Source organism: Acinetobacter sp. YH12249 (genome assembly GCF_013417475.1).
Classification (GTDB): domain Bacteria; phylum Pseudomonadota; class Gammaproteobacteria; order Pseudomonadales; family Moraxellaceae; genus Acinetobacter.
In genome coordinates this window covers 23455-42164 of sequence record NZ_VPDX01000012.1, presented here as the reverse complement: position 1 = coordinate 42164, position 18710 = coordinate 23455, and the positions used below count along the sequence as shown (strand labels likewise).

The window sequence follows — 18710 nt, the reverse complement described above, 5'->3', positions numbered from 1 at the left end:
GGACTACTTTTATGGGATTTTTTGTTTTTGTCATTATCCCGCTTCTGGTCATTATTGCCATTATCATGATTCGTAACAGCATTGTGCGTCATCATAACTCCACTATTCGTGCATGGTCCGATGTCGCCAGCTATGAGCGGCAAAAACTAAAAATCCTGGATGGTCTGCAACCTCTGGTTGAGCAATATTCCAGTTTTGAAAAAGGCACTTTAGAGAAAGTCACTGAACTGCGCCAGAACATTATGAACCTGAATATCCAGGATGCCGATATTGCCCAGTTACAACGGGTTGAAAACCTGAATAAAGAACTGATGCGCAGCCTGAATGTGGTGATTGAAAACTATCCTGAACTGAAAGCAAATGACATTTACCTGAAAATGATGAATGAAATTGAAGAACAGAATGAAAATGTCGGTGCTGCGATTACCATCTACAACCGCAATGTTGAACTCTTCAATAACCAGATTCAGATTTTTCCGCACAATATTATCAATAACATGTTCCTCAGAAAGAAAGCAGTACGCCCTTTCCGTGACCAGACTGTGAGTCAAAACTTTGACTATCGTCCGAACTTCCACTGAGAAAAATCATTACATTTTATAGTTTTTGATTTGCAATACATTGGCTTATGATGAAATAGCGAGAGATAAAGCAATACACTTATAAAACCCAATAAAAAGAATAAAAAATCATGCTGGATTATTTAGAACACTTGCAACAGACGCTGGTCAAGGAATTTTATCAGCTGTATGACCGCTATCAGGATGACCACATCTATGCCTGTAGTCTGGTCTTTGACGAATTTTTATTGCTGGATGATCTGGCGATTTCCACAGAACGTAGCATTTTTCAGGACCCTGAAGATCCACAGCAATATCTGGCCGAACGGGATCGCTGGAATGTACGAAAATGGCGCTATAAAAGCCAAAGCTCTTCACAATCTGAACTCATGCCTTTTAAAACTTGGCTGGCAGAGTATTTTAAAACCCAGCATAGTTTTGGCCATCCTGTCTTAGCTCAACAAAAACAGCTTCCTGCTACTCACTTGGATTTATTGCTAGAAACTTTTAAACAAGCCAAACGCAAATTATCTGAAGCTTATGGTCTGGATCTAGATTCGATTATTTTTTTCCTCAGCATTCCGATCCAACCCGAATGTGAATGCCAATCTGCACTTGAACTCAATTCCGACAGTCGCTTATTGCAGGACTTTTTAGCTTTCAGACAGACCCTGTCTCAACCGAGAGTCAATAAACGTTTAAAACTCTCACAAAGTGATAAGGATATTCTGATTGATCTGGAACAAATGCTGGCTATGGAACCTTATGACTATTTGCAAGTGGCGCAGGATGCCTATTTACTAACGCTGGAATCTTATTTTGTCGACAGCAATATCTATATCCAGAAACTGATCCAGCATATTGCTGCTATGGCGGCTGAACCTGACGGCAGCTGTGCTTTGAGCCGGGAAGAAATTATGCAGCGTTTACAGCAATTTTCTGCAAACTTACCTCTTTCACCTGATATTTCCTCTATTCATCGATAAATAAAATTACAGAGTGAATTCTCTACAATGCTGGCGTTTAAGGTCAGAATCAAGGAAAATAGCGCCCTTTAATTCGCATTAGTAATCAGCGAACTGTTTTTTCGCCTTGATTTGGAACTCTTATGAAGTTTGAAAAATTAGGTCAGTCGGGTCGTGCCCGTCGTGGTCGTTTAACGCTTGAACATGGCGTAGTAGAGACACCCGTCTTTATGCCAGTTGGTACTTATGGCACCGTCAAAGGCATGTTGCCACGTGATGTGGAAGGCATTAAAGCACAGATTATCCTCGGTAATACTTTCCACTTATACCTGCGCCCGGGTCTTGAAGTCATCAAGCAGCATGGTGGCCTGCACGGTTTCATGAAATGGGATAAACCGATTCTAACTGACTCAGGCGGCTTCCAAGTCTTCAGTCTGGGTGCAATGCGCAAAATTGAAGAAAAAGGCGTGACCTTCCGCTCCCCGATTGATGGTTCAAAAGTTTTCCTTTCACCTGAAATTTCGATGGAAATTCAGCATACGCTGAACTCCGATATCGTGATGATTTTTGATGAATGTACGCCTTATCCTGCAACCCATGAAGAAGCGCAGAAATCTTTGCAGCTGTCTTTACGTTGGGCTGAGCGCTGTAAGAAACATCATCATGATGAACTCAACAATAAAAATGCCCTGTTCGGGATTATTCAGGGCGGGATGTATGAAGACCTGCGCGATGAATCCTTAAAAGGTCTGCTTGAGATTGACTTTGACGGTTATGCGATTGGCGGTCTGTCTGTTGGTGAACCGAAAGAAGAAATGATCAAGGTACTGGATTATCTTCCGAACAAAATGCCGGAAAATAAACCACGTTACCTGATGGGTGTCGGCAAACCGGAAGATATCGTTGAAGGCATCCGTCGCGGTGTAGACATGTTCGACTGTGTCATGCCAACCCGAAATGCACGTAACGGTCATTATTTCGTGACCGATGGTCTGGTGCGTATCCGTAACAGCCAATACCGTCATGATCAAAGCCCACTTGATCCACATTGCGATTGTTATACCTGTCAGAACTTTACCCGTGCTTATCTGTTCCATTTAGAGAAATGTGGAGAAATGCTGGGCTCTATGCTCGGTACCATCCATAACCTGCGTTATTACCAGCGTTTTACCGAAGATATCCGCAACGCGCTGGATAACGGAACTTTTGATGAATTTGTTCAGGACTTTTACGCTCGTCGTGGCCTGGAAGTTCCACCTTGTCCACAAGATTAATCTTTCAGCATTTGCGCTGAGGAAAAAGACAGGGTAAATTGCAAGAATATGTCAATTTATTATCAAGTTGATCACCAGTTTTTTATTTTAGGAAAATGAAATGAGCCTATTTATTTCGACTGCTCACGCTGCAGGTGAAGCTGCACAACAACCAAGCTTGATGGCTAACCTTTTGATGATTGCGGTTTTTGTTGCAATCTTCTATTTCTTGATCTGGCGCCCTCAATCAAAACGTGCCAAAGAGCACCGTGCTCTGGTTGACAGCCTTGGCGTAGGCAGCGAAGTCGTTTTTGCAGGCGGCTTAATGGGCAAAATCACTAAAATTGAAGGTGATTTCGCAGTCGTTGAGTTGAGCCGCGGTGTAGAAGTCAAAGTTCAACGCGCGAGTGTGATCTCAGTTCTGCCTGAAGGCACTTTAAATAACATTTAATCAAAATTAGTCGTGCTCCCCGCACGACTTTTTCATTTTAAGAAGAAAACGAATGCGTTACCCAGCATGGAAATATGTGCTGATCCTGGTTGTCCTGGTGGTCAGTACTTTATATGCCCTGCCAAGTTTGTATCCAGATGAACCTGCTGTACAGATTTCGGGTGCCAAAGCCGGTACTCAGATTGACGCAGGCATCGTACAAAAAGCAGAGCAGATTTTAACAACTGAAAATATTGCAACTCACGACAATAGCTTTAGTAATAACGCTGCTTTATTACGTGTAAATTCAAGTGAAGCACAGCTGAAAGCCAAAGAAGCTTTACGCCGTGGTTTAGGTGATGAATACGTCGTAGCACTTAACCTTGCTCCAACCACTCCAGAATGGCTACAGAAAATTGGTGCCAAACCAATGAAACTGGGTCTGGACTTACGTGGTGGTGTTCACTTCCTGCTCGAAGTGGATATGGACAAGGCGATTGCACAGCGTATGGACACCTCTGCGACGGATCTACGTCGTCAGCTGCGTGATAACAACCTGAAATTCAATAGCCTGAATTTAAGCAATAACACCATTGTTGTGCAGTTTGCCAATAATGATGATCGTGCTGCCGTCATGGATTTCTTGCGCCGTAATGGCAATGAATTCAACCAGCAGGCAGTGGCGACTGAAACCGGTTCGACTTTACGCCTCAACTATACCGATACGCGTAAGCAGGAAATCGAATCTTATGCGGTGAACCAGAACTTAACTACTTTACGTAACCGTATTAACGAGTTAGGTGTGGCTGAAGCGCTGGTACAAACCCAAGGTAGCAACCGTATTGTGGTTGAACTTCCGGGTGTACAGGATACCGCAGAAGCAAAACGTGTCTTGGGTCGTACGGCGAACCTGGAATTCCGTCTGGTGTCTGATCTGAATGATCAATACATCGATCCTTATACTGGCCAATTAAGTGGTACAGCTCCAGCAGGAACTCAGGCATTTGCTTATGAATCTCTGGACAGTGGTCGTCAGTTATTGCTAAACCGTAACCGTATTTTGACCGGTGAACGTGTACAAAATGCATCTTCTGGCTTTAGTCAGGATACTGGTGGTGCTGAAGTTAATATTACTTTGGACAGCGCTGGCGGTAAATTGATGGCAGATGCCACACGTAATGCCGTAGGCAAACGTATGGCGGTACTGTTCATTGAGAACAAGCAAAAGATCAGCTACGTAGAAGACCCGGCAACAGGTGCACAAACTGAAGTGCGTACACCATATACCGAATCTGTGGTGATTAACGCTGCTACCATTCAGGCAGTATTGGGTTCTCAATTCCGTATTACCGGTCTGGACTCACCGCAAGAAGCTGCTGAACTTGCCTTGATGCTGCGTGCAGGTGCGTTGGCTGCGCCAATGTACTTCGTTGAAGAACGTGTGATTGGTCCAAGTCTGGGTCAGGAAAATATTGATAAAGGCGTACTCTCTACCCAAATCGGCTTCATTCTAGTAGCGATCTGGATGGTCGTATTCTTCCGTCTGTTTGGTGTAATTGCCAACTTTGCGCTGGTCGTTAACCTGGCGATGATTCTGACAGTGATGTCGTGGATTGGCGCTTCCCTCACCCTGCCGGGTATCGCGGGTATCGTGATTACCATCGGTATGGCGGTCGATGCCAACGTACTGATCTGTGAGCGGATACGGGAAGAAATGAAATGGGGCGCCTCGCCGAAACAGGCAATTGTGGCCGGTTATGATCGAGCCTATAACACCATTTTCGACTCGAACTTAACTACCTTCCTGGTCGCGTTCATTCTGTTCGCAATTGGTACTGGTCCAATCAAAGGCTTTGCTGTCACCCTGATGATTGGTATTGTCTGCTCGATGTTTACGGCGATTACCGTAACCCGTGCGATCGTACAGATCATCTATGGCAAAAAACGTAACTTGAAAAAGTTGAGCATTTAGGAGATCGATGATGACTGAAAATACTCAACTGAATCAGAAACAGTACGGTCGCCCTGAAGACGAACGTATCATTCCGTTTATGAAGATTGCATTGCCTGCGGCAGTGTTCTCTATCATCCTGACGGTTGCCAGCATCTTCTTTATTGCGACCAAAGGCTTGAACCTCGGTCTGGACTTTACTGGTGGTGTCTCAGCAGAGCTGAACTATACCAATCCGGTAAAACCTGATGATGTAACTCAGGCACTCAGCAAAGCTGGCTTTGATGATGCTGTCGTGCAGACTCTGGGCTCGGAACGTGACCTGATGGTACGTATGCCGGTTCAGGAAGATATTGAAGCAGAAGACCTTACCAAAGCCGTTACTGCAGCAGTTCAGCTGCCAGGCAATGCGGCTCAGGTACCTAAGGTCGATGTAGTCGGTGGACAGGTCGGTAATGAGCTGTATGTGCGTTCTGCGGGTGCAGTTGCTCTTGCCCTCTTGCTGATGCTAGTCTATGTCACTATCCGCTTTGAGTTCAAACTGGCGATGGGTGCGGTACTGTCATTGTTCCACGATATCGTGGTGACGATTGGTATTTTTGCCATGATGCAATGGCCATTTGACCTTACGGTTCTGGCTGCACTACTGGCGATCATCGGTTTCTCACTTAACGATAATATCGTGGTCTCTGACCGTATCCGTGAGAACTTCCGTAAGATCCGGGGTGCCGAACCTGTTGAAATTATCAATATTGCCTTGACTGAAACCTTACGCCGTACCATTCATACTTCTATGACTTTATTACTGGTTGTAGTGGCCATGATGATCATGGGCGGTGCTGGTCTGAAATGGTTCTCGATTGCGATGTTTGTGGGTGTCTTTGTCGGTACCTATTCTTCGATCTATATCGGTACAGCCTTTGCCCTGTGGCGCGGTCTGAATCGCCAGGACTTTATTGTTCAGGTGAAACCAGAATTTGAAGACGAAAATCAGCTTCCATAAGCTGCCCGTTTTCGATTTCACTATTCAGCCCATCTTATGATGGGCTGAATTTTTTCTGGTCTAAGAAAATTGAATGCTGAGGCACTATGGCAATCACAGGATGGATTTTAGCTACATCAGACTTTTGGAAACTGACCTTGCGGCTTTCATCCAGACTTTGGATCTGATAGCTGTCCTGGTTTTCCGACATCAGCTCCACAATGAGTTGCAGTCCATTAATTAAATAAAGACACGCCAAGCCAGATGACTGTAATACAGCTTGCGCATCACAGACCAACCACCAGCCTGCTTTTAGGCTCGGAAAATAATATTGTCCTGTGACCTGAATGGCATAATGCTGAAGCTCCAATTTAAGCCATGGTAAAAGTCTTTCTGCCGAATCTATAGTTTTCATTTTAAAGGCTTGCTGCTCAACAACCTGCATCTGGAACAAAGTTATTTTTACAGGACTAGATGCCACTTCAATGACAGGTGCTTCAGCACGATCCAATATTAAACATTCCAAACCCAGTTGCTGTTCAAGTTCTCGTGCAGCCTTCTCTCCAATCTGGCGCTTACTGTTCAATAGCTGGGTAATATAAGCTGCAGACAGACCAAAGTGCTCGCAAATCTCTTTGCCATTTTTAAACTGCTGGCTATCAATCAACTGATCAATCACTTTGGCCAGATTATTTCGTCTCAGTTCAAATATTTCCGTGGCACTCATGTTATTTGCTCTTCTCCCTCTTAAGCACACCTTATAACAAAAAAGCCCGCAATTGAATTGCGGGCTTTTCTAATCATGCCTAAAAAGAATCAGTTACCTTGAACCAGACGGCGGGCACTGATAATTCCCGGCTGCTGTTCAAGACGGGCCAATAATTTGGAAAGTTGAGCCAAGCCTTTAACTTCGATCAACAGCTTCATATTGGCAATACCATCTGCTTCAGAAATAGTATTTACCTGACGGATATTGATCTGATCCGAGAAAATCACCTGAGTCAGATCTTTAAGCAAACCACGACGGTCATAGGCTTCCACCACAATCTGCACGCTCTGACCGCGAGTCGGCTGCATTTCCCAGTCGGCTTCTACCGCACGTTCCGGTTCCTGCGAGATCATGCGTACATAATCCGGACAAGCCACCTTATGGATGCTTACACCGCGATTCAGCGTAATATAACCCGCAATCGATTCACCATGCACCGGCTGACAGCACTGGGCTACATGCAGTTCGACGTTATCCAGACCATCAATCAGAATACCATGTGCAGACAAAGTATGGCTGGCACGCGGATTCAAGGCTGGTTTCAGCACCAGTTCAGGCTCATCCTGATCCAGATGCATATGACGGTTCACCTGATTGATCAGGGCATGCAGGCTGATATCACCATTCACCAGACCAATCAGAATGTCTTCACCACTTTTCACATTGAAATGGTTGCAATAATCACCCAAGTCGATTGATTTCGGGTGAATTGCTAGACGTGCCAATTCTTTATTCAGAATTTCACGACCCACTTCCAGGTTCTTACTGCGATCCTGCTGACGGAACCAGTGACGTAACTTGTCACGGGCACGTGCAGTCTTGATATAACCCAGTGAATTAACCAACCAGTCCCGATTTGGTTCGCGGTCTTTCTTGGTCAGAATCTCAACCTGTTCCCCGGTTTTCAAGGCATAGGTTAAAGGCACATAGCGCTGGTTGACCCGGGCCGCATAGCATTTGTTACCGACTTCCGTATGTACATGATAGGCAAAGTCGAGTACGGTTGACCCTCGTGGTAACTCTTTAATATCACCATCACGGCTGAACACATAGATTTTTTCAAAGCCTTCAAAATCTTGAATATGCTCAAAATTTTCAACTTCCTCTTCTTCATCCTTATGTGCACTGGCTTCATTGCGTTCCTGATAATGCTCAATCACTGCACGCAGGGAGTGCAGACGATGATTAAAGGAAGTATCGGTATTTTTCGAACCTTCCTTATAGTTGAAGTGTGAGCATACGCCAAGTTCAGCCTCTTCATGCATCGTATAAGTACGAATCTGCACTTCAAGTGACTTGTTTTCCGCAATCACAGCTGTGTGTAAAGAGCGATAACCATTGGCCTTCGGATTGGTAATATAGTCATCAAACTGATGCGGAATATGTCGCCACAATTGATGTACGATCCCGAGCGTGTGATAACACTCAGGCACACTTTTCACCAATACACGCAGCGCACGGATGTCATACAGCTGGTCGAAGCTCAGGCTTTTGCTTTTCATTTTCCGATAGATCGAATAAATGTGCTTCACCCGGCCGTTAATTTCAGCTTCAATGCCGTGTTCTGCCAGCTCTTCACGCAATTTATCAATCACGAACTGAATATATTGTTCACGTTCCAGACGCTTTTCATTCAGCAAAGAGGCAATTTCTTTATAGCGTTCTGGCGCCAGATAGCGGAAGGCCAGATCTTCGAGTTCCCATTTCAACTGGGCAATCCCGAGACGATGCGCTAGAGGAGAATAAATGGTGAGAATTTCTCGTGCGACCCGTTCTTGCCGTTCACGTGAAGAATTGGCCAGTTCGCGCAGTGCATAGGTACGTTCTGCCAGCTTGATTAACACGACGCGGACATCTTCTGTCACTGAAATCAGCATCTTGTAAATGCCAGACAGATGTTCACGCTGGTTATTATTAAAGTGATCTTCCAGGCGTTTATTTTTTTCAATCAGCTCAGACAGCTTACCCATGGACAGCGTGCCTTTGACCAGACTGTAGACCTGTTCACCGAATTTTTCCTGCACTTCTGCCAGTGGCATGACGCCTTCACGTACTGCGCGGTAAAGCATGGCAGCGGACAAGGTATCTTCATCGACATAGAGATGCGCGAGAATATCCGCCATTTCAATACCGGTATAGAAGGTATTAGAGCGATGCTGAACCGTACTTTGTAGCTCTTTTTCTAAGGTTAAACGGGCAACTTCTTCGAGCTGCTTCAGGGGAGCCCCGTCTAATATGCCACGAACCCGATCTAACCATTCAGTCAGATCCTGCTGTGCTTGTTCGGCATGTTCTACAGTCGCCTCCTGTGACAACTCATTGAGCCGCCCAGGCAGTTGCTCACGTACTGTGACCATACCCTTCTCCTACTTTTAGATACATCATCTCTTTGATCGTTTATTTAATTTTCTTTTTCGAACAAGGCAATCGACTCGACATGTCCGGTATGCGTAAACATATCCATCACACCGGCTTTGGTTAGCTGATAACCCTGTTGTACCAGTAGCCCTGCATCTCTTGCAAGCGTAGCAGGATTACATGACACATAAACGATTCTTTTGGCACCAAACTGAGGAATATAATGCATGACTTCTTCTGCTCCAGCACGTGGCGGGTCGATTAATAATGCATCAAATCCTTGATTTGCCCAAGACTGGTGCGAAAAATCTCTGGTTAAATCTTGTGAATAGAACGAAACTTGTGCAATACCATTATTGTTAGCATTTTCCGCACCGCGTTGCACCATTTCCTCACTTCCCTCAACCGCAACCACCTGACCAGACGCACCAACACAGCGCGCCAGTGGCAAAGAAAAGTTTCCTAATCCACAAAACAGATCCAGAACGCGTTCGCCCTGCTGTAATTGAAGCAAATCACATGCCAAGCGCACCATTTGCGGATTGATCGTTGAATTGACCTGAGTGAAGTCCAATGGATTAAAACCGAATTCCACATCAAAGTCATCAAGACCATAGTGTAAGCGTGCTGCCTGTTCAGGCTCATCAATCCGCTTCAAATAATCTTGGCCTGCAGGCTGCAAATAAAGCTGCCAACCTTTCTCTAACGTAAATTGGCGCAATCGGTTGACATCTGTTACCGATAATTCTGCGGTTTCACGAATGAGCAACGCAATGTCATGATCACCCATAGCCAATTCTATATGACCAATATCTGCCTGACCATCGAGACTTTGGAGCAATTGTTTAAGACGTGTAACCGATCCAAACTCGCGATCTAGAATCATGCAGCGGTCAATCGAGGTCAGCTTATTGGACTGGTTTTCACGAAAACCAACCACCAACTTTTCTTTTTGAGGCAGATAACGCACCCCAATCCGGGCTTTACGACGGTAATCTTCACGTTGTGAACGTAACGGTGGCAGCCATTCTACAGGCTGAATCCCGGCAAAATGCTGCAAATGTGATTTCAGAACATTCTGCTTAAGTTCAATTTGGGCATCTGGATGGATATGCTGCATATTGCAGCCGCCGCATATGCCAAAATGTGGACACACAGGTTTGACCCTGATCTCGGAAGCCTCACTGAGCAACTCCAGGCTATCCGCCTCTTCCAGTTTTTTGACTTCACGGGTAATGCGGGCACGTACGGTTTCACCCGGCAAGGCATAGCGGATAAAGACTTTCTTACCATGCTTTTCAAGTGGATGATCCGGATGTGAACCATAGTGAGCGATGCCACGTCCTTCATGTGAAAGTGATTCAACCTGAAAAATATACTCGGATTGCGGCGCTGGACGTGGTTGTACTCGACGTTTCATGAAAACCTAGGATGTGGAGATGGGAAAATCAAAACGGGTAAATTCAGTTCTTTGTGAGGTTTCACGCCAGACTGATAAAAAATCTGCATGTTGCGGCTGGGTATGCAGGTATTGAATCGTACTCTGCACCAGATGCTGATAATCAGGCAACATCAACTGGCCTTTTAGCAACAGCCAGCGAATATAGACCAACCAGGTATTGAGCACATCACCTTCGCAATAGCTGGTGAGTGCGTTCCATTGCTGGTTACGTACATATTCAGGTACATGATAGCCACCATCACCACGCTTGCCTGGATAACCCAGTAAATGAGCAACATCATCCAGTTTCTGAAAATGACGGGCATGAAACATGGCCATAACATCCATCAAATCAACATGACGCTGATGGTAACGATTCTGGTAGTTATTATAACGCTTTTGCGTATCGATTTCGCCCTGATCGAACAGACTTGGGGCAGATAAACCATGATACATGGCCCGATAAAGAATAACCGGCAGGTCAAATTGTGAGCCATTCCAACTGACTAGAGTTGGATGACGCTTTTCAAAAATGGATAAGAATTTTTTTAAAATCTCTGCTTCACTGTATTGTTCACGGCTGAAAGAAAACAGGCGCATACCCTGTTCATCCATCCATAAGCCGGAAATACAGACAATCTCATGCAAAGGCAGACGCTGAAAGTCCGAGCCTGATTCCTGACGGCGTAACTTGGTCAGGGCCTGATCCAGATCAGCCTCGGGCAGATCCAGACCAAACAGATGCGCGCCTGATTTAAGATCGGTTTGGGTTTCAATATCGAAAGTTAAAACAGGCAGGCGCATAAAAGATTTCTCAAAAATTATTCAGGGTCTTGTACAGAGAATAAGCCTGTAGACAGGTAACGGTCACCACGGTCACAGATAATACATACAATTACTGCATCCGGATTTTCTTCTGCGAGCTTGATGGATGCCCAAACTGCACCGCCAGAAGATGTACCGGCACTGATACCTTCTTTTTGCGCCAGTTTACGCATGGTGCGTTCCGCTTCAATCTGTGGAATATCGATAATACGGTCGATACGGCTACGATCAAAAATCGTTGGCAAATATTCTTCTGGCCAGCGGCGGATACCGGCAATACTAGAACCATCAGATGGCTGTAGGCCCACAATCTGAATATCCGGATTCATTTCTTTCAGATATTTAGATACGCCCATGATCGTACCTGTAGTACCCATTGAGCTGACAAAGTGTGTAATTTTGCCACCTGTTTGCTGCCAGATTTCAGGACCTGTGGTCAGGTAATGCGCTTCGACATTGTCCGGGTTACCAAATTGGTTTAACACCAGACCTTTACCTTCAGCCTGCATTTGCAAGGCCAGATCACGTGCACCTTCCATGCCCTGCTCTTTGGTCACTTCAATCAGTTCAGCACCATAAGCACGCATTGCGTCCTTACGTTCCTGACTCATGTTATTCGGCATAATCAGCTGCATCTTGTAACCACGCATGGCCGCAACCATCGCCAATGCAATCCCTGTATTTCCGCTGGTCGCCTCAATCAAGGTATCACCCGGTTTGATCTGTCCGCGCTTTTCCGCCTGCATGATCATGTTATACGCTGGACGGTCCTTGACCGAGCCTGCCGGATTATTTCCTTCGAGTTTTGCGAGTACTGTGGCTTGAGTGTGACTAGCCAGACGCTGCAAACGCACCAGTGGCGTTTTGCCTACATAATGGTCCAGTAAAAATTCGTCTGCTTGAAAATCAGGGGTGGTATTACTCATTATTTGCACCTATATCGAGGTGCGGCTATTGTATGAAAAAATGCATTTCCCTGCACCCATTTATAGCAGTGCTTTTGCATAAAACTGTATAAATCACGATCGGCATGGCCAATTCGTCCCGTTTTAGCTTGATAAAACTCCTCAATTGTGACAGTGACTTAGCTCACCTCTACCCCTAAAAAGGTTTGCTCAACCCCCCATAACGACTATTAAGCGCAATGGTTCTTATTTTCTGCCTTAATCTGAAGCTTTAGAAAAATAATACTGAAATTTTAACAGTAGATTTAAAGCATGCTAATATGCAAAGCATAAGGAAAATACTGCTTGAATCATGTCAAATATCAACAAAAAGCTGTTTAAACGCCTACACTTAAATCATGCTTATGGACAGCTGATTGCACTGATTTTTGTACCCATTACTATTCTGGCCTGTGTTGGTGCTGCTCTGGTCATCTCGGAAACTTCCAATGCGGCCCGTGCCCAGCAAAAGCAGATGGCCATTGCGATTCTGACCCGTTTTCAGGCCACTTCTGAATATGCGCTGGACATTTTGAGCCTTTATCCATGGCAATATGAACAAGCTCATGACGCCATGCAAAATATGCTGAATGAAAAGCATCTGGTTCGTGCGGCTATTCTGGATGAAAATGGTAAAAGTAAACTCGGTATTGGGTTTCAGGAACAGGCGCCTTGGCCGGACTTTAAAAAAGACGGCAATTTTGTTGGCCCGATCTTAGATAAAAACAATCATATTTATGCAGTCAAAGTAAATGAAAATGGCATGAATGCAGGCTGGCTGGCGATCGAACTGGACAATCAGCCCTTAGAAATTGCCCGCTACCGGGTTTTGATTGTTTTGATTGCGACCGGCTTATTGACCTTATTGCTCTTGTTGTTATGTCTGAATTTCTATTCTCGTCGCTGGATTGCACCGATGTATGAAATTCGCATGCAGCTGCAACGCCTGAATGCCGACACCCTAGATCAGCATATGGTGATTAACAGTACCGGTGAATTGCGTCTTTTGCAGCGTGATATTGCCAATGTGGTGAAACGTCTGCATTTCAGTTTTCTGGAATTGCGCGAGCATACCGAACAGACTGAAGATGATTTGCGCCGTACTCTAGATACTTTAGAAGTTCAAAATATTACTTATCGTCAGGCACGTGATCAGGCGATTTCGGCCAACCAGGCCAAGTCGGTGTTTCTGGCCAATATTTCCCATGAATTACGCACACCCTTAAATAGTATTGATGGTTTTATTCACCTGCTGCTGCGTCAAGGCAATCTTAGCAATGAGCAAAGCCTGTATTTACAGACCATCCGCAAATCTTCTGCGCATCTGCTGGCCCTAATCAATGATGTACTGGATTTCTCCAAGATCGATGCCGGCAAACTGGAACTGGAAACCGCACCTTTTGATCTGGAAGAAGCCATTTTCGATGTGATGGACATGCTCTCGCCACTGGCTGCACAGAAGCATATCGATATGGCATTCTATTTTGCAGACAATGTGCCAAAACATGTGATTGGTGATGTACTACGCTTCAAGCAGATTCTGACCAACCTGATTTCCAATGCGATCAAGTTTACTCCAGATGGCGAAATCATTGTCCGGGCACGCATGGAGCACGATGATATTGGACAATGTCTGCTGCATTTCAGTGTTCAGGACAGCGGCATTGGCCTGAGCGGAACTGACCGCAAGAAACTGTTTGAATCGTTCTCGCAAGGCGACACCTCGGTCACCCGCCAATTCGGTGGTACAGGTCTAGGGCTGGCCATTTCTAAGCAACTGGTTCACCTGATGCATGGTCAGATCGGCTTTGAAGATAACCAGGAACGTGCACCAACAGAAAAAGGCTCAACCTTCTGGTTTACTGCCCAATTCCCGGTGGATGAAGATATTGTTCATGAACATCCGGACTTCAGTGATCTGACCGTTGTGTCTTATCTTGCCCATCCGGCAACAGCGAATGTTTTGAGACATTATCTGGAAAATTATCGCGTCAAACATATTGAGTCGACGTCCATTCTGGATCTGTTCAGTCGTCTGAACCATTTACAGAATATTGAGAATACCTGGCTAATTGTTGACCATAGTGGCGATAGCCAGGCTCTACTGACAGAGATTCGCTCTCGCTATCAGGGACATCTGGCTGTGTATGGTTATCAAATGCAGCTTGATCCGAGCATGCTGAATGATCATCGTGCCCGTGCCCTGCATCAGCCACTGAGTCGTAGTGCTCTGATTCAGCTACTTGGTAATCAACCTGTCTTCGATCAGGAACAGCATGAAGACTTTAATGGTCAGGGACTGCATATTCTGGCCGTTGATGACCATCTGCCGAACCTGATTGTTCTAGAAGCCTTACTGGCCGAACTGAATGTCACCACAACCAAAGCCATTAGCGGACAGGAAGCGATTGATATCATTCAGAGTCGTTATGAACAGGGCCTGCCATCTTTTGATCTGGTGTTTATGGATATCCAGATGCCAGTGATGTCCGGTATCGATACCACGCGTGCAATCCGTTCACTGGAATCAACTTTTGAAAATCATCAGCGTCTGCCGATTATTGCCCTGACGGCACATGCCCTTTCCGATGAGAAACAGAAACTGCTACAAAATGGTATGGATGATTATGTCACTAAGCCTATTCAGATTGATCAGATCGTGCAGATCCTGACGCATTGGACGACTGAGAGTTTTAAAAAGATTCCGGTGCTGGAACGTGCCAATGTCATTGATGCGCTAGATCCGAATATTCTGGACTGGCAGCAAAGCCTGCAACTGGCGGCCAATAAAGAAGATCTGGCCGTCGATCTGCTCAGCATGCTGGTCGACAGTTTTGAAAAAGAGCTGGATGAAATTGAGCAATTAATTGAGCTGGAAGATTTTCCGCAGCTGGAACATGTTTTGCACCGTCTCTATGGGGCTACTCGTTATGTCGGCACACCGACTCTGCAAAAAGTTACCGGAAGTTTTGAGCAGTTTGTCTCGACCTTGCGTAAGGAACGCCGTAAGGCCGATGACAGTTTTGTTCAGGAAGTATTGAAATATCTGGATGAACTGAAAGCCGTAATTGAGCAGGTAGAACAGGCAGCCCAGCAAATCTTAAACAAGCATAGTGGTTAAATCATTGTTGTTTTAATCACTCATATCTGTATGACTGCGCTGTCATGCAAGCACAGATTGCTCATGCTATGCTCGCTTACAGAAAAATTAAGGATGAATACCATGTCACTTGTGCGCTTTGAAAAAAATAATGGAATTGCCACGGTTACTCTCAGCCGTCCAGACAAACGTAATGCTATGAGCTTTGCCCTGCTGCGTGAACTGGTGCAGATTGCGAACCGAATTAAAAAAGACAAGTCAGTGCGTTGTGTCATTTTAACCGGTGAAGCGCAGGTCTTTAGTGCCGGCATTGACTTGGCCGATTTAAATAATCCTAAAAATCGGGCCTATGCGGCTTGGGAACTGATCCGTCCTGGACAGAGCTTATTCCAGAAAGCTTTTCTGGTCTGGCAGAAACTGCCTGTCCCCGTCATTGCAGCCATTGAAGGTTTCTGCTTTGGTGCAGGTATGCAACTTGCGCTGGCTGCGGATATCCGGATCGCTCACCCTGCGACCAAAATGTCAATTATGGAAACTCGTTGGGGCCTAGTACCAGACATGGGATTAACGCGTTCACTCAAAGGTCTGATCGGGATTGATCTGGCCAAAGAGCTGACCTTAACCGCACGTATTTTTGAAGGTGCCTATGCCAAAGAAATTGGCCTGATCACCCATGTTGATGAACAGCCATTAGCAAAAGCACAAGCTTTGGCTGAAGAAATGTTACAACGCTCTCCAGATGCCTTGATGGCCTCTAAATTTGTGCTGGATGCGATGGAGCACAAACCCAACAAGTCATTGCGTATGGAAAAAATCTGGCAGCTTAAACTGTTACTCGGTAAAAACAGTCAACTGGCACGCAAGAAGGATAAAAATCCGGACGTGCAGTTTGTACCACGCCAATATAATTAATTGTGACTGAAGCAAAATCAAAAGATGAGAGATAAGATGCAATTCGATCATGATAGCAAAATTGCCTTTTTAGGTATGGGACTCATGGGCAGTCGTATGGTAACCCGCTTGCTAGAAGCAGGTTTTCAAGTTGCAGTCTGGAACCGTACGGCCAGTGCCTGCGATCCTTTGTTTGCTCTTGGAGCCACTCCGCTATCTCTAGATCAAATTGCAAATTATCCGGTTATTCTGACTTGTCTGGCAGATGATGCCGCAGTGCAATCGGTCTTTGAGCAGATTCAGCCCAATCTGGTGGCTGGACAGGTTATTGTCGATTTTTCCAGTCTTTCCGTACATCAAACCAAAACTCTAGCTGAACAGGCCCGAGCTAAACAAGCGATCTGGATTGACTCTCCTGTGTCTGGCGGTACAGCCGGTGCAGAACAAGGCACGCTAGTCATCTTCGCGGGTGGTGATGCAAAAACTATTACCGCACTTGATCCCATCTATACCGTGCTTTCACAACGTGTCACTCGCATGGGTGATACGGGAACCGGTCAGGCGACTAAAATCTGTAACCAGCTGATTGTAGCGGCGAACAGTACCCTGATCGCTGAAGCAGTAGCTTTGGCCGATCGTGCCGGTGTAGATACTGCCCTGCTTGCACCAGCATTAGCCGGTGGTTTTGCTGACTCCAAGCCTTTTCAGATTCTGGCCCCACGTATGGCCAGCCAGACGTTTGAACCCGTGCAATGGAAAGTGCAGACACTGTCGAAAGACCTGAACAATGCGGTGCAACTGGCTGCTACTTTATCTTTGGATATCCCTGTGGCAAGCCAGGCCCTGTCTCAGCTCAAAGCCCATCAGCAAGACGGATTTGCTGAGGCCGATCTGGCTACTGTAATCAAGCACGTAGACCATTAAATATTTCATTTCAATATTCTGCCTTGAGCAAGGAAAAGTCCATGACCAAACTCGCCGTTAACCTCTCCATGATTTTTACGGAAGTACCTTTGTTAGAACGTTTTGCCTTGGCTCATGCGCACGGTTTTAAACATGTGGAAATCCAGTTTCCCTATGAACTGAGCATTGAGCAGATTCAGCAGCAGCTTCAGTTGCATGATCTGGACATCTGCCTGATTAATGTGCCTGCTGGTGATCTGATGCAAGGTGGACACGGTCTGGCCGGTATTCCTGGACAGGAAATCGAGTTTCGTCATGCTGTAGAGCAGGCCATTCAATATGCGACTGCTCTGAATGTGCCAAGTGTCAATATTCTGGCCGGCAAACAGCCACTGGATTGTGACCTGCTTCCTTGCCTGAACACCTTGGCGAGTAATCTGAAAATTGCATGCTCCATGCTCTCTGATTATCAGATTCAGCCGGTCTTTGAAATGATCAACGGTCAGGACATGCCACGTTTCCTGATTCAGAATGTGGCCCAAGCTCAGGAGATGCTGGAAGCTGTCAATCATCCTGCCTTGAAAATGCAATATGACTGTTATCATATGGCCATGATGGGTGAAGATGTACTTGAAGCCTTAAAAGAAAATATTGCAGAGATTGGTCATATCCAGTTTGCAGACTGCCCGGGGCGTCATCAACCCAATACCGCTTCCATTCCATATTATGAGATTTTTCAATGGTTAGAGAATAGCCAATACAATGGTTATGTCGCAGCCGAATATAAACCTCTGGGGACTTCGGAAGAATCCTTTGGCTGGAAAGAACAGTTCTTCCCGGAGTATGACTAAAGCGGCGGAAGGTGCATTTGAAATTTTGGGCTAAAACCGCTATATTAGATCATGCATAATTGTTAGGAAATTATACTCCCTATGAATTTAGAACCATCGCCCAGCGCTTCTAATTCTCACGATCACACTATGAATTCTCATGCACAAGCAGTAAACGCATGCTTGAAAGTTGTACATGCAGCCCTCGAAGATGTAAAGGCTAAAGAAGTTGTTCAGCTTGATGTTGCTAGCATCAGTAACGTGGCAGATGCCATGGTGATTGCAAGCGGTACATCAACCCGTCATATTAAATCACTTGCAGATAATGTTGCTGAAGAAGCACGTAAAGCAGGTTTCCGTCCGCTTGGTATCGAAGGCGAACGTGATGCAGAATGGATCCTGATTGATCTAGGTTTTGTTGTAGTGCACTGCATGCTGCCTACAGCGCGTAAATTCTATGACCTAGAAAGCCTATGGCGCAATCCTGCAGATTCTGTAGCATAAACAT

The 18710-nt window shown here is 45.5% G+C and carries 16 protein-coding genes; 11 read left to right on the top strand and 5 right to left on the bottom strand.

What is annotated here, in order from left to right:
• Positions 1 to 11 precede the first annotated feature (11 nt).
• The 6 genes from FTV25_RS08580 to secF all read left to right on the top strand — a co-directional run bounded on the left by FTV25_RS08580 (position 12) and on the right by secF (position 6162).
• Positions 12 to 581, top strand: a complete 570-nt coding sequence (locus FTV25_RS08580; protein ID WP_034702415.1) for a LemA family protein — start codon at positions 12 to 14, stop codon at positions 579 to 581.
• A 110-nt stretch (positions 582 to 691) separates the two neighbouring features.
• On the top strand, positions 692 to 1546 hold the full coding sequence (locus tag FTV25_RS08575) for a DUF4303 domain-containing protein (RefSeq protein WP_180002922.1): 855 nt from the start codon (positions 692 to 694) through the stop codon (positions 1544 to 1546).
• A gap of 122 nt (positions 1547 to 1668) precedes the next feature.
• Positions 1669 to 2799, top strand: a complete 1131-nt coding sequence (gene tgt / locus FTV25_RS08570) for a tRNA guanosine(34) transglycosylase Tgt (protein ID WP_004783611.1) — start codon at positions 1669 to 1671, stop codon at positions 2797 to 2799.
• A 100-nt stretch (positions 2800 to 2899) separates the two neighbouring features.
• Positions 2900 to 3229 (top strand): preprotein translocase subunit YajC, encoded by a 330-nt coding sequence (yajC, locus tag FTV25_RS08565; protein ID WP_004783613.1) that lies wholly within the window; start codon positions 2900 to 2902, stop codon positions 3227 to 3229.
• Positions 3230 to 3281: 52 nt separating this feature from the next.
• A complete protein-coding gene (gene secD / locus FTV25_RS08560) occupies positions 3282 to 5180 on the top strand; it encodes a protein translocase subunit SecD (protein ID WP_166135677.1) in 1899 nt (632 codons plus the stop codon).
• 7 nt (positions 5181 to 5187) lie between these two features.
• Positions 5188 to 6162, top strand: a complete 975-nt coding sequence (gene secF / locus FTV25_RS08555; protein ID WP_171064806.1) for a protein translocase subunit SecF — start codon at positions 5188 to 5190, stop codon at positions 6160 to 6162.
• Positions 6163 to 6196: 34 nt separating this feature from the next.
• Here the strand turns inward: secF and FTV25_RS08550 are convergent, their stop codons facing one another.
• The 5 genes from FTV25_RS08550 to cysM all read right to left on the bottom strand — a co-directional run bounded on the left by FTV25_RS08550 (position 6197) and on the right by cysM (position 12460).
• Positions 6197 to 6868, bottom strand: coding sequence for a hypothetical protein (locus FTV25_RS08550; RefSeq protein WP_180002924.1), 672 nt, complete (start codon positions 6866 to 6868; stop codon positions 6197 to 6199).
• Between the two features lie 89 nt (positions 6869 to 6957).
• Positions 6958 to 9267, bottom strand: a complete 2310-nt coding sequence (locus FTV25_RS08545; protein ID WP_159123078.1) for a bifunctional (p)ppGpp synthetase/guanosine-3',5'-bis(diphosphate) 3'-pyrophosphohydrolase — start codon at positions 9265 to 9267, stop codon at positions 6958 to 6960.
• Between the two features lie 44 nt (positions 9268 to 9311).
• A complete protein-coding gene (gene rlmD / locus FTV25_RS08540; protein ID WP_180002934.1) occupies positions 9312 to 10688 on the bottom strand; it encodes a 23S rRNA (uracil(1939)-C(5))-methyltransferase RlmD in 1377 nt (458 codons plus the stop codon).
• Positions 10689 to 10694: 6 nt separating this feature from the next.
• Positions 10695 to 11513, bottom strand: a complete 819-nt coding sequence (locus FTV25_RS08535; protein ID WP_159123080.1) for a 3'-5' exonuclease — start codon at positions 11511 to 11513, stop codon at positions 10695 to 10697.
• A 17-nt stretch (positions 11514 to 11530) separates the two neighbouring features.
• Complete coding sequence (cysM, locus tag FTV25_RS08530; RefSeq protein WP_034702431.1) at positions 11531 to 12460, bottom strand: cysteine synthase CysM; 930 nt, start codon at positions 12458 to 12460, stop codon at positions 11531 to 11533.
• Between the two features lie 331 nt (positions 12461 to 12791).
• Here cysM and FTV25_RS08525 point away from each other — a divergent pair, with 331 nt between their 5' ends.
• The 5 genes from FTV25_RS08525 to rsfS all read left to right on the top strand — a co-directional run bounded on the left by FTV25_RS08525 (position 12792) and on the right by rsfS (position 18706).
• The gene (locus FTV25_RS08525) at positions 12792 to 15599 is read left to right on the top strand and encodes an ATP-binding protein (RefSeq protein ID WP_180002936.1); all 2808 of its coding nucleotides are present in this window, start codon (positions 12792 to 12794) and stop codon (positions 15597 to 15599) included.
• A gap of 102 nt (positions 15600 to 15701) precedes the next feature.
• Entirely contained in the window at positions 15702 to 16490 is a 789-nt protein-coding gene (locus FTV25_RS08520) for a crotonase/enoyl-CoA hydratase family protein (protein ID WP_180002938.1), read from the top strand.
• 36 nt (positions 16491 to 16526) lie between these two features.
• Positions 16527 to 17393 (top strand): NAD(P)-dependent oxidoreductase, encoded by an 867-nt coding sequence (locus FTV25_RS08515; RefSeq protein ID WP_180002940.1) that lies wholly within the window; start codon positions 16527 to 16529, stop codon positions 17391 to 17393.
• 41 nt (positions 17394 to 17434) lie between these two features.
• Positions 17435 to 18223 carry a hydroxypyruvate isomerase family protein gene (locus tag FTV25_RS08510; RefSeq protein ID WP_159123083.1) on the top strand — a complete coding sequence of 263 codons (789 nt, stop codon included), beginning with the start codon at positions 17435 to 17437 and terminating at the stop codon, positions 18221 to 18223.
• A gap of 81 nt (positions 18224 to 18304) precedes the next feature.
• A complete protein-coding gene (gene rsfS / locus FTV25_RS08505; protein WP_004783634.1) occupies positions 18305 to 18706 on the top strand; it encodes a ribosome silencing factor in 402 nt (133 codons plus the stop codon).
• The last annotated feature ends 4 nt before the right edge of the window (positions 18707 to 18710 follow it).

Coding starts and splice junctions, on each gene's coding strand:
- FTV25_RS08580 (WP_034702415.1), top strand. CDS start 12: ATGGGATTTTTTGTTTTTGTCATTATCCCGCTTCTGGTCATTATTGCC.
- FTV25_RS08575 (WP_180002922.1), top strand. CDS start 692: ATGCTGGATTATTTAGAACACTTGCAACAGACGCTGGTCAAGGAATTT.
- tgt (WP_004783611.1), top strand. CDS start 1,669: ATGAAGTTTGAAAAATTAGGTCAGTCGGGTCGTGCCCGTCGTGGTCGT.
- yajC (WP_004783613.1), top strand. CDS start 2,900: ATGAGCCTATTTATTTCGACTGCTCACGCTGCAGGTGAAGCTGCACAA.
- secD (WP_166135677.1), top strand. CDS start 3,282: ATGCGTTACCCAGCATGGAAATATGTGCTGATCCTGGTTGTCCTGGTG.
- secF (WP_171064806.1), top strand. CDS start 5,188: ATGATGACTGAAAATACTCAACTGAATCAGAAACAGTACGGTCGCCCT.
- FTV25_RS08550 (WP_180002924.1), bottom strand. CDS start 6,868: ATGAGTGCCACGGAAATATTTGAACTGAGACGAAATAATCTGGCCAAA.
- FTV25_RS08545 (WP_159123078.1), bottom strand. CDS start 9,267: ATGGTCACAGTACGTGAGCAACTGCCTGGGCGGCTCAATGAGTTGTCA.
- rlmD (WP_180002934.1), bottom strand. CDS start 10,688: ATGAAACGTCGAGTACAACCACGTCCAGCGCCGCAATCCGAGTATATT.
- FTV25_RS08535 (WP_159123080.1), bottom strand. CDS start 11,513: ATGCGCCTGCCTGTTTTAACTTTCGATATTGAAACCCAAACCGATCTT.
- cysM (WP_034702431.1), bottom strand. CDS start 12,460: ATGAGTAATACCACCCCTGATTTTCAAGCAGACGAATTTTTACTGGAC.
- FTV25_RS08525 (WP_180002936.1), top strand. CDS start 12,792: ATGTCAAATATCAACAAAAAGCTGTTTAAACGCCTACACTTAAATCAT.
- FTV25_RS08520 (WP_180002938.1), top strand. CDS start 15,702: ATGTCACTTGTGCGCTTTGAAAAAAATAATGGAATTGCCACGGTTACT.
- FTV25_RS08515 (WP_180002940.1), top strand. CDS start 16,527: ATGCAATTCGATCATGATAGCAAAATTGCCTTTTTAGGTATGGGACTC.
- FTV25_RS08510 (WP_159123083.1), top strand. CDS start 17,435: ATGACCAAACTCGCCGTTAACCTCTCCATGATTTTTACGGAAGTACCT.
- rsfS (WP_004783634.1), top strand. CDS start 18,305: ATGAATTTAGAACCATCGCCCAGCGCTTCTAATTCTCACGATCACACT.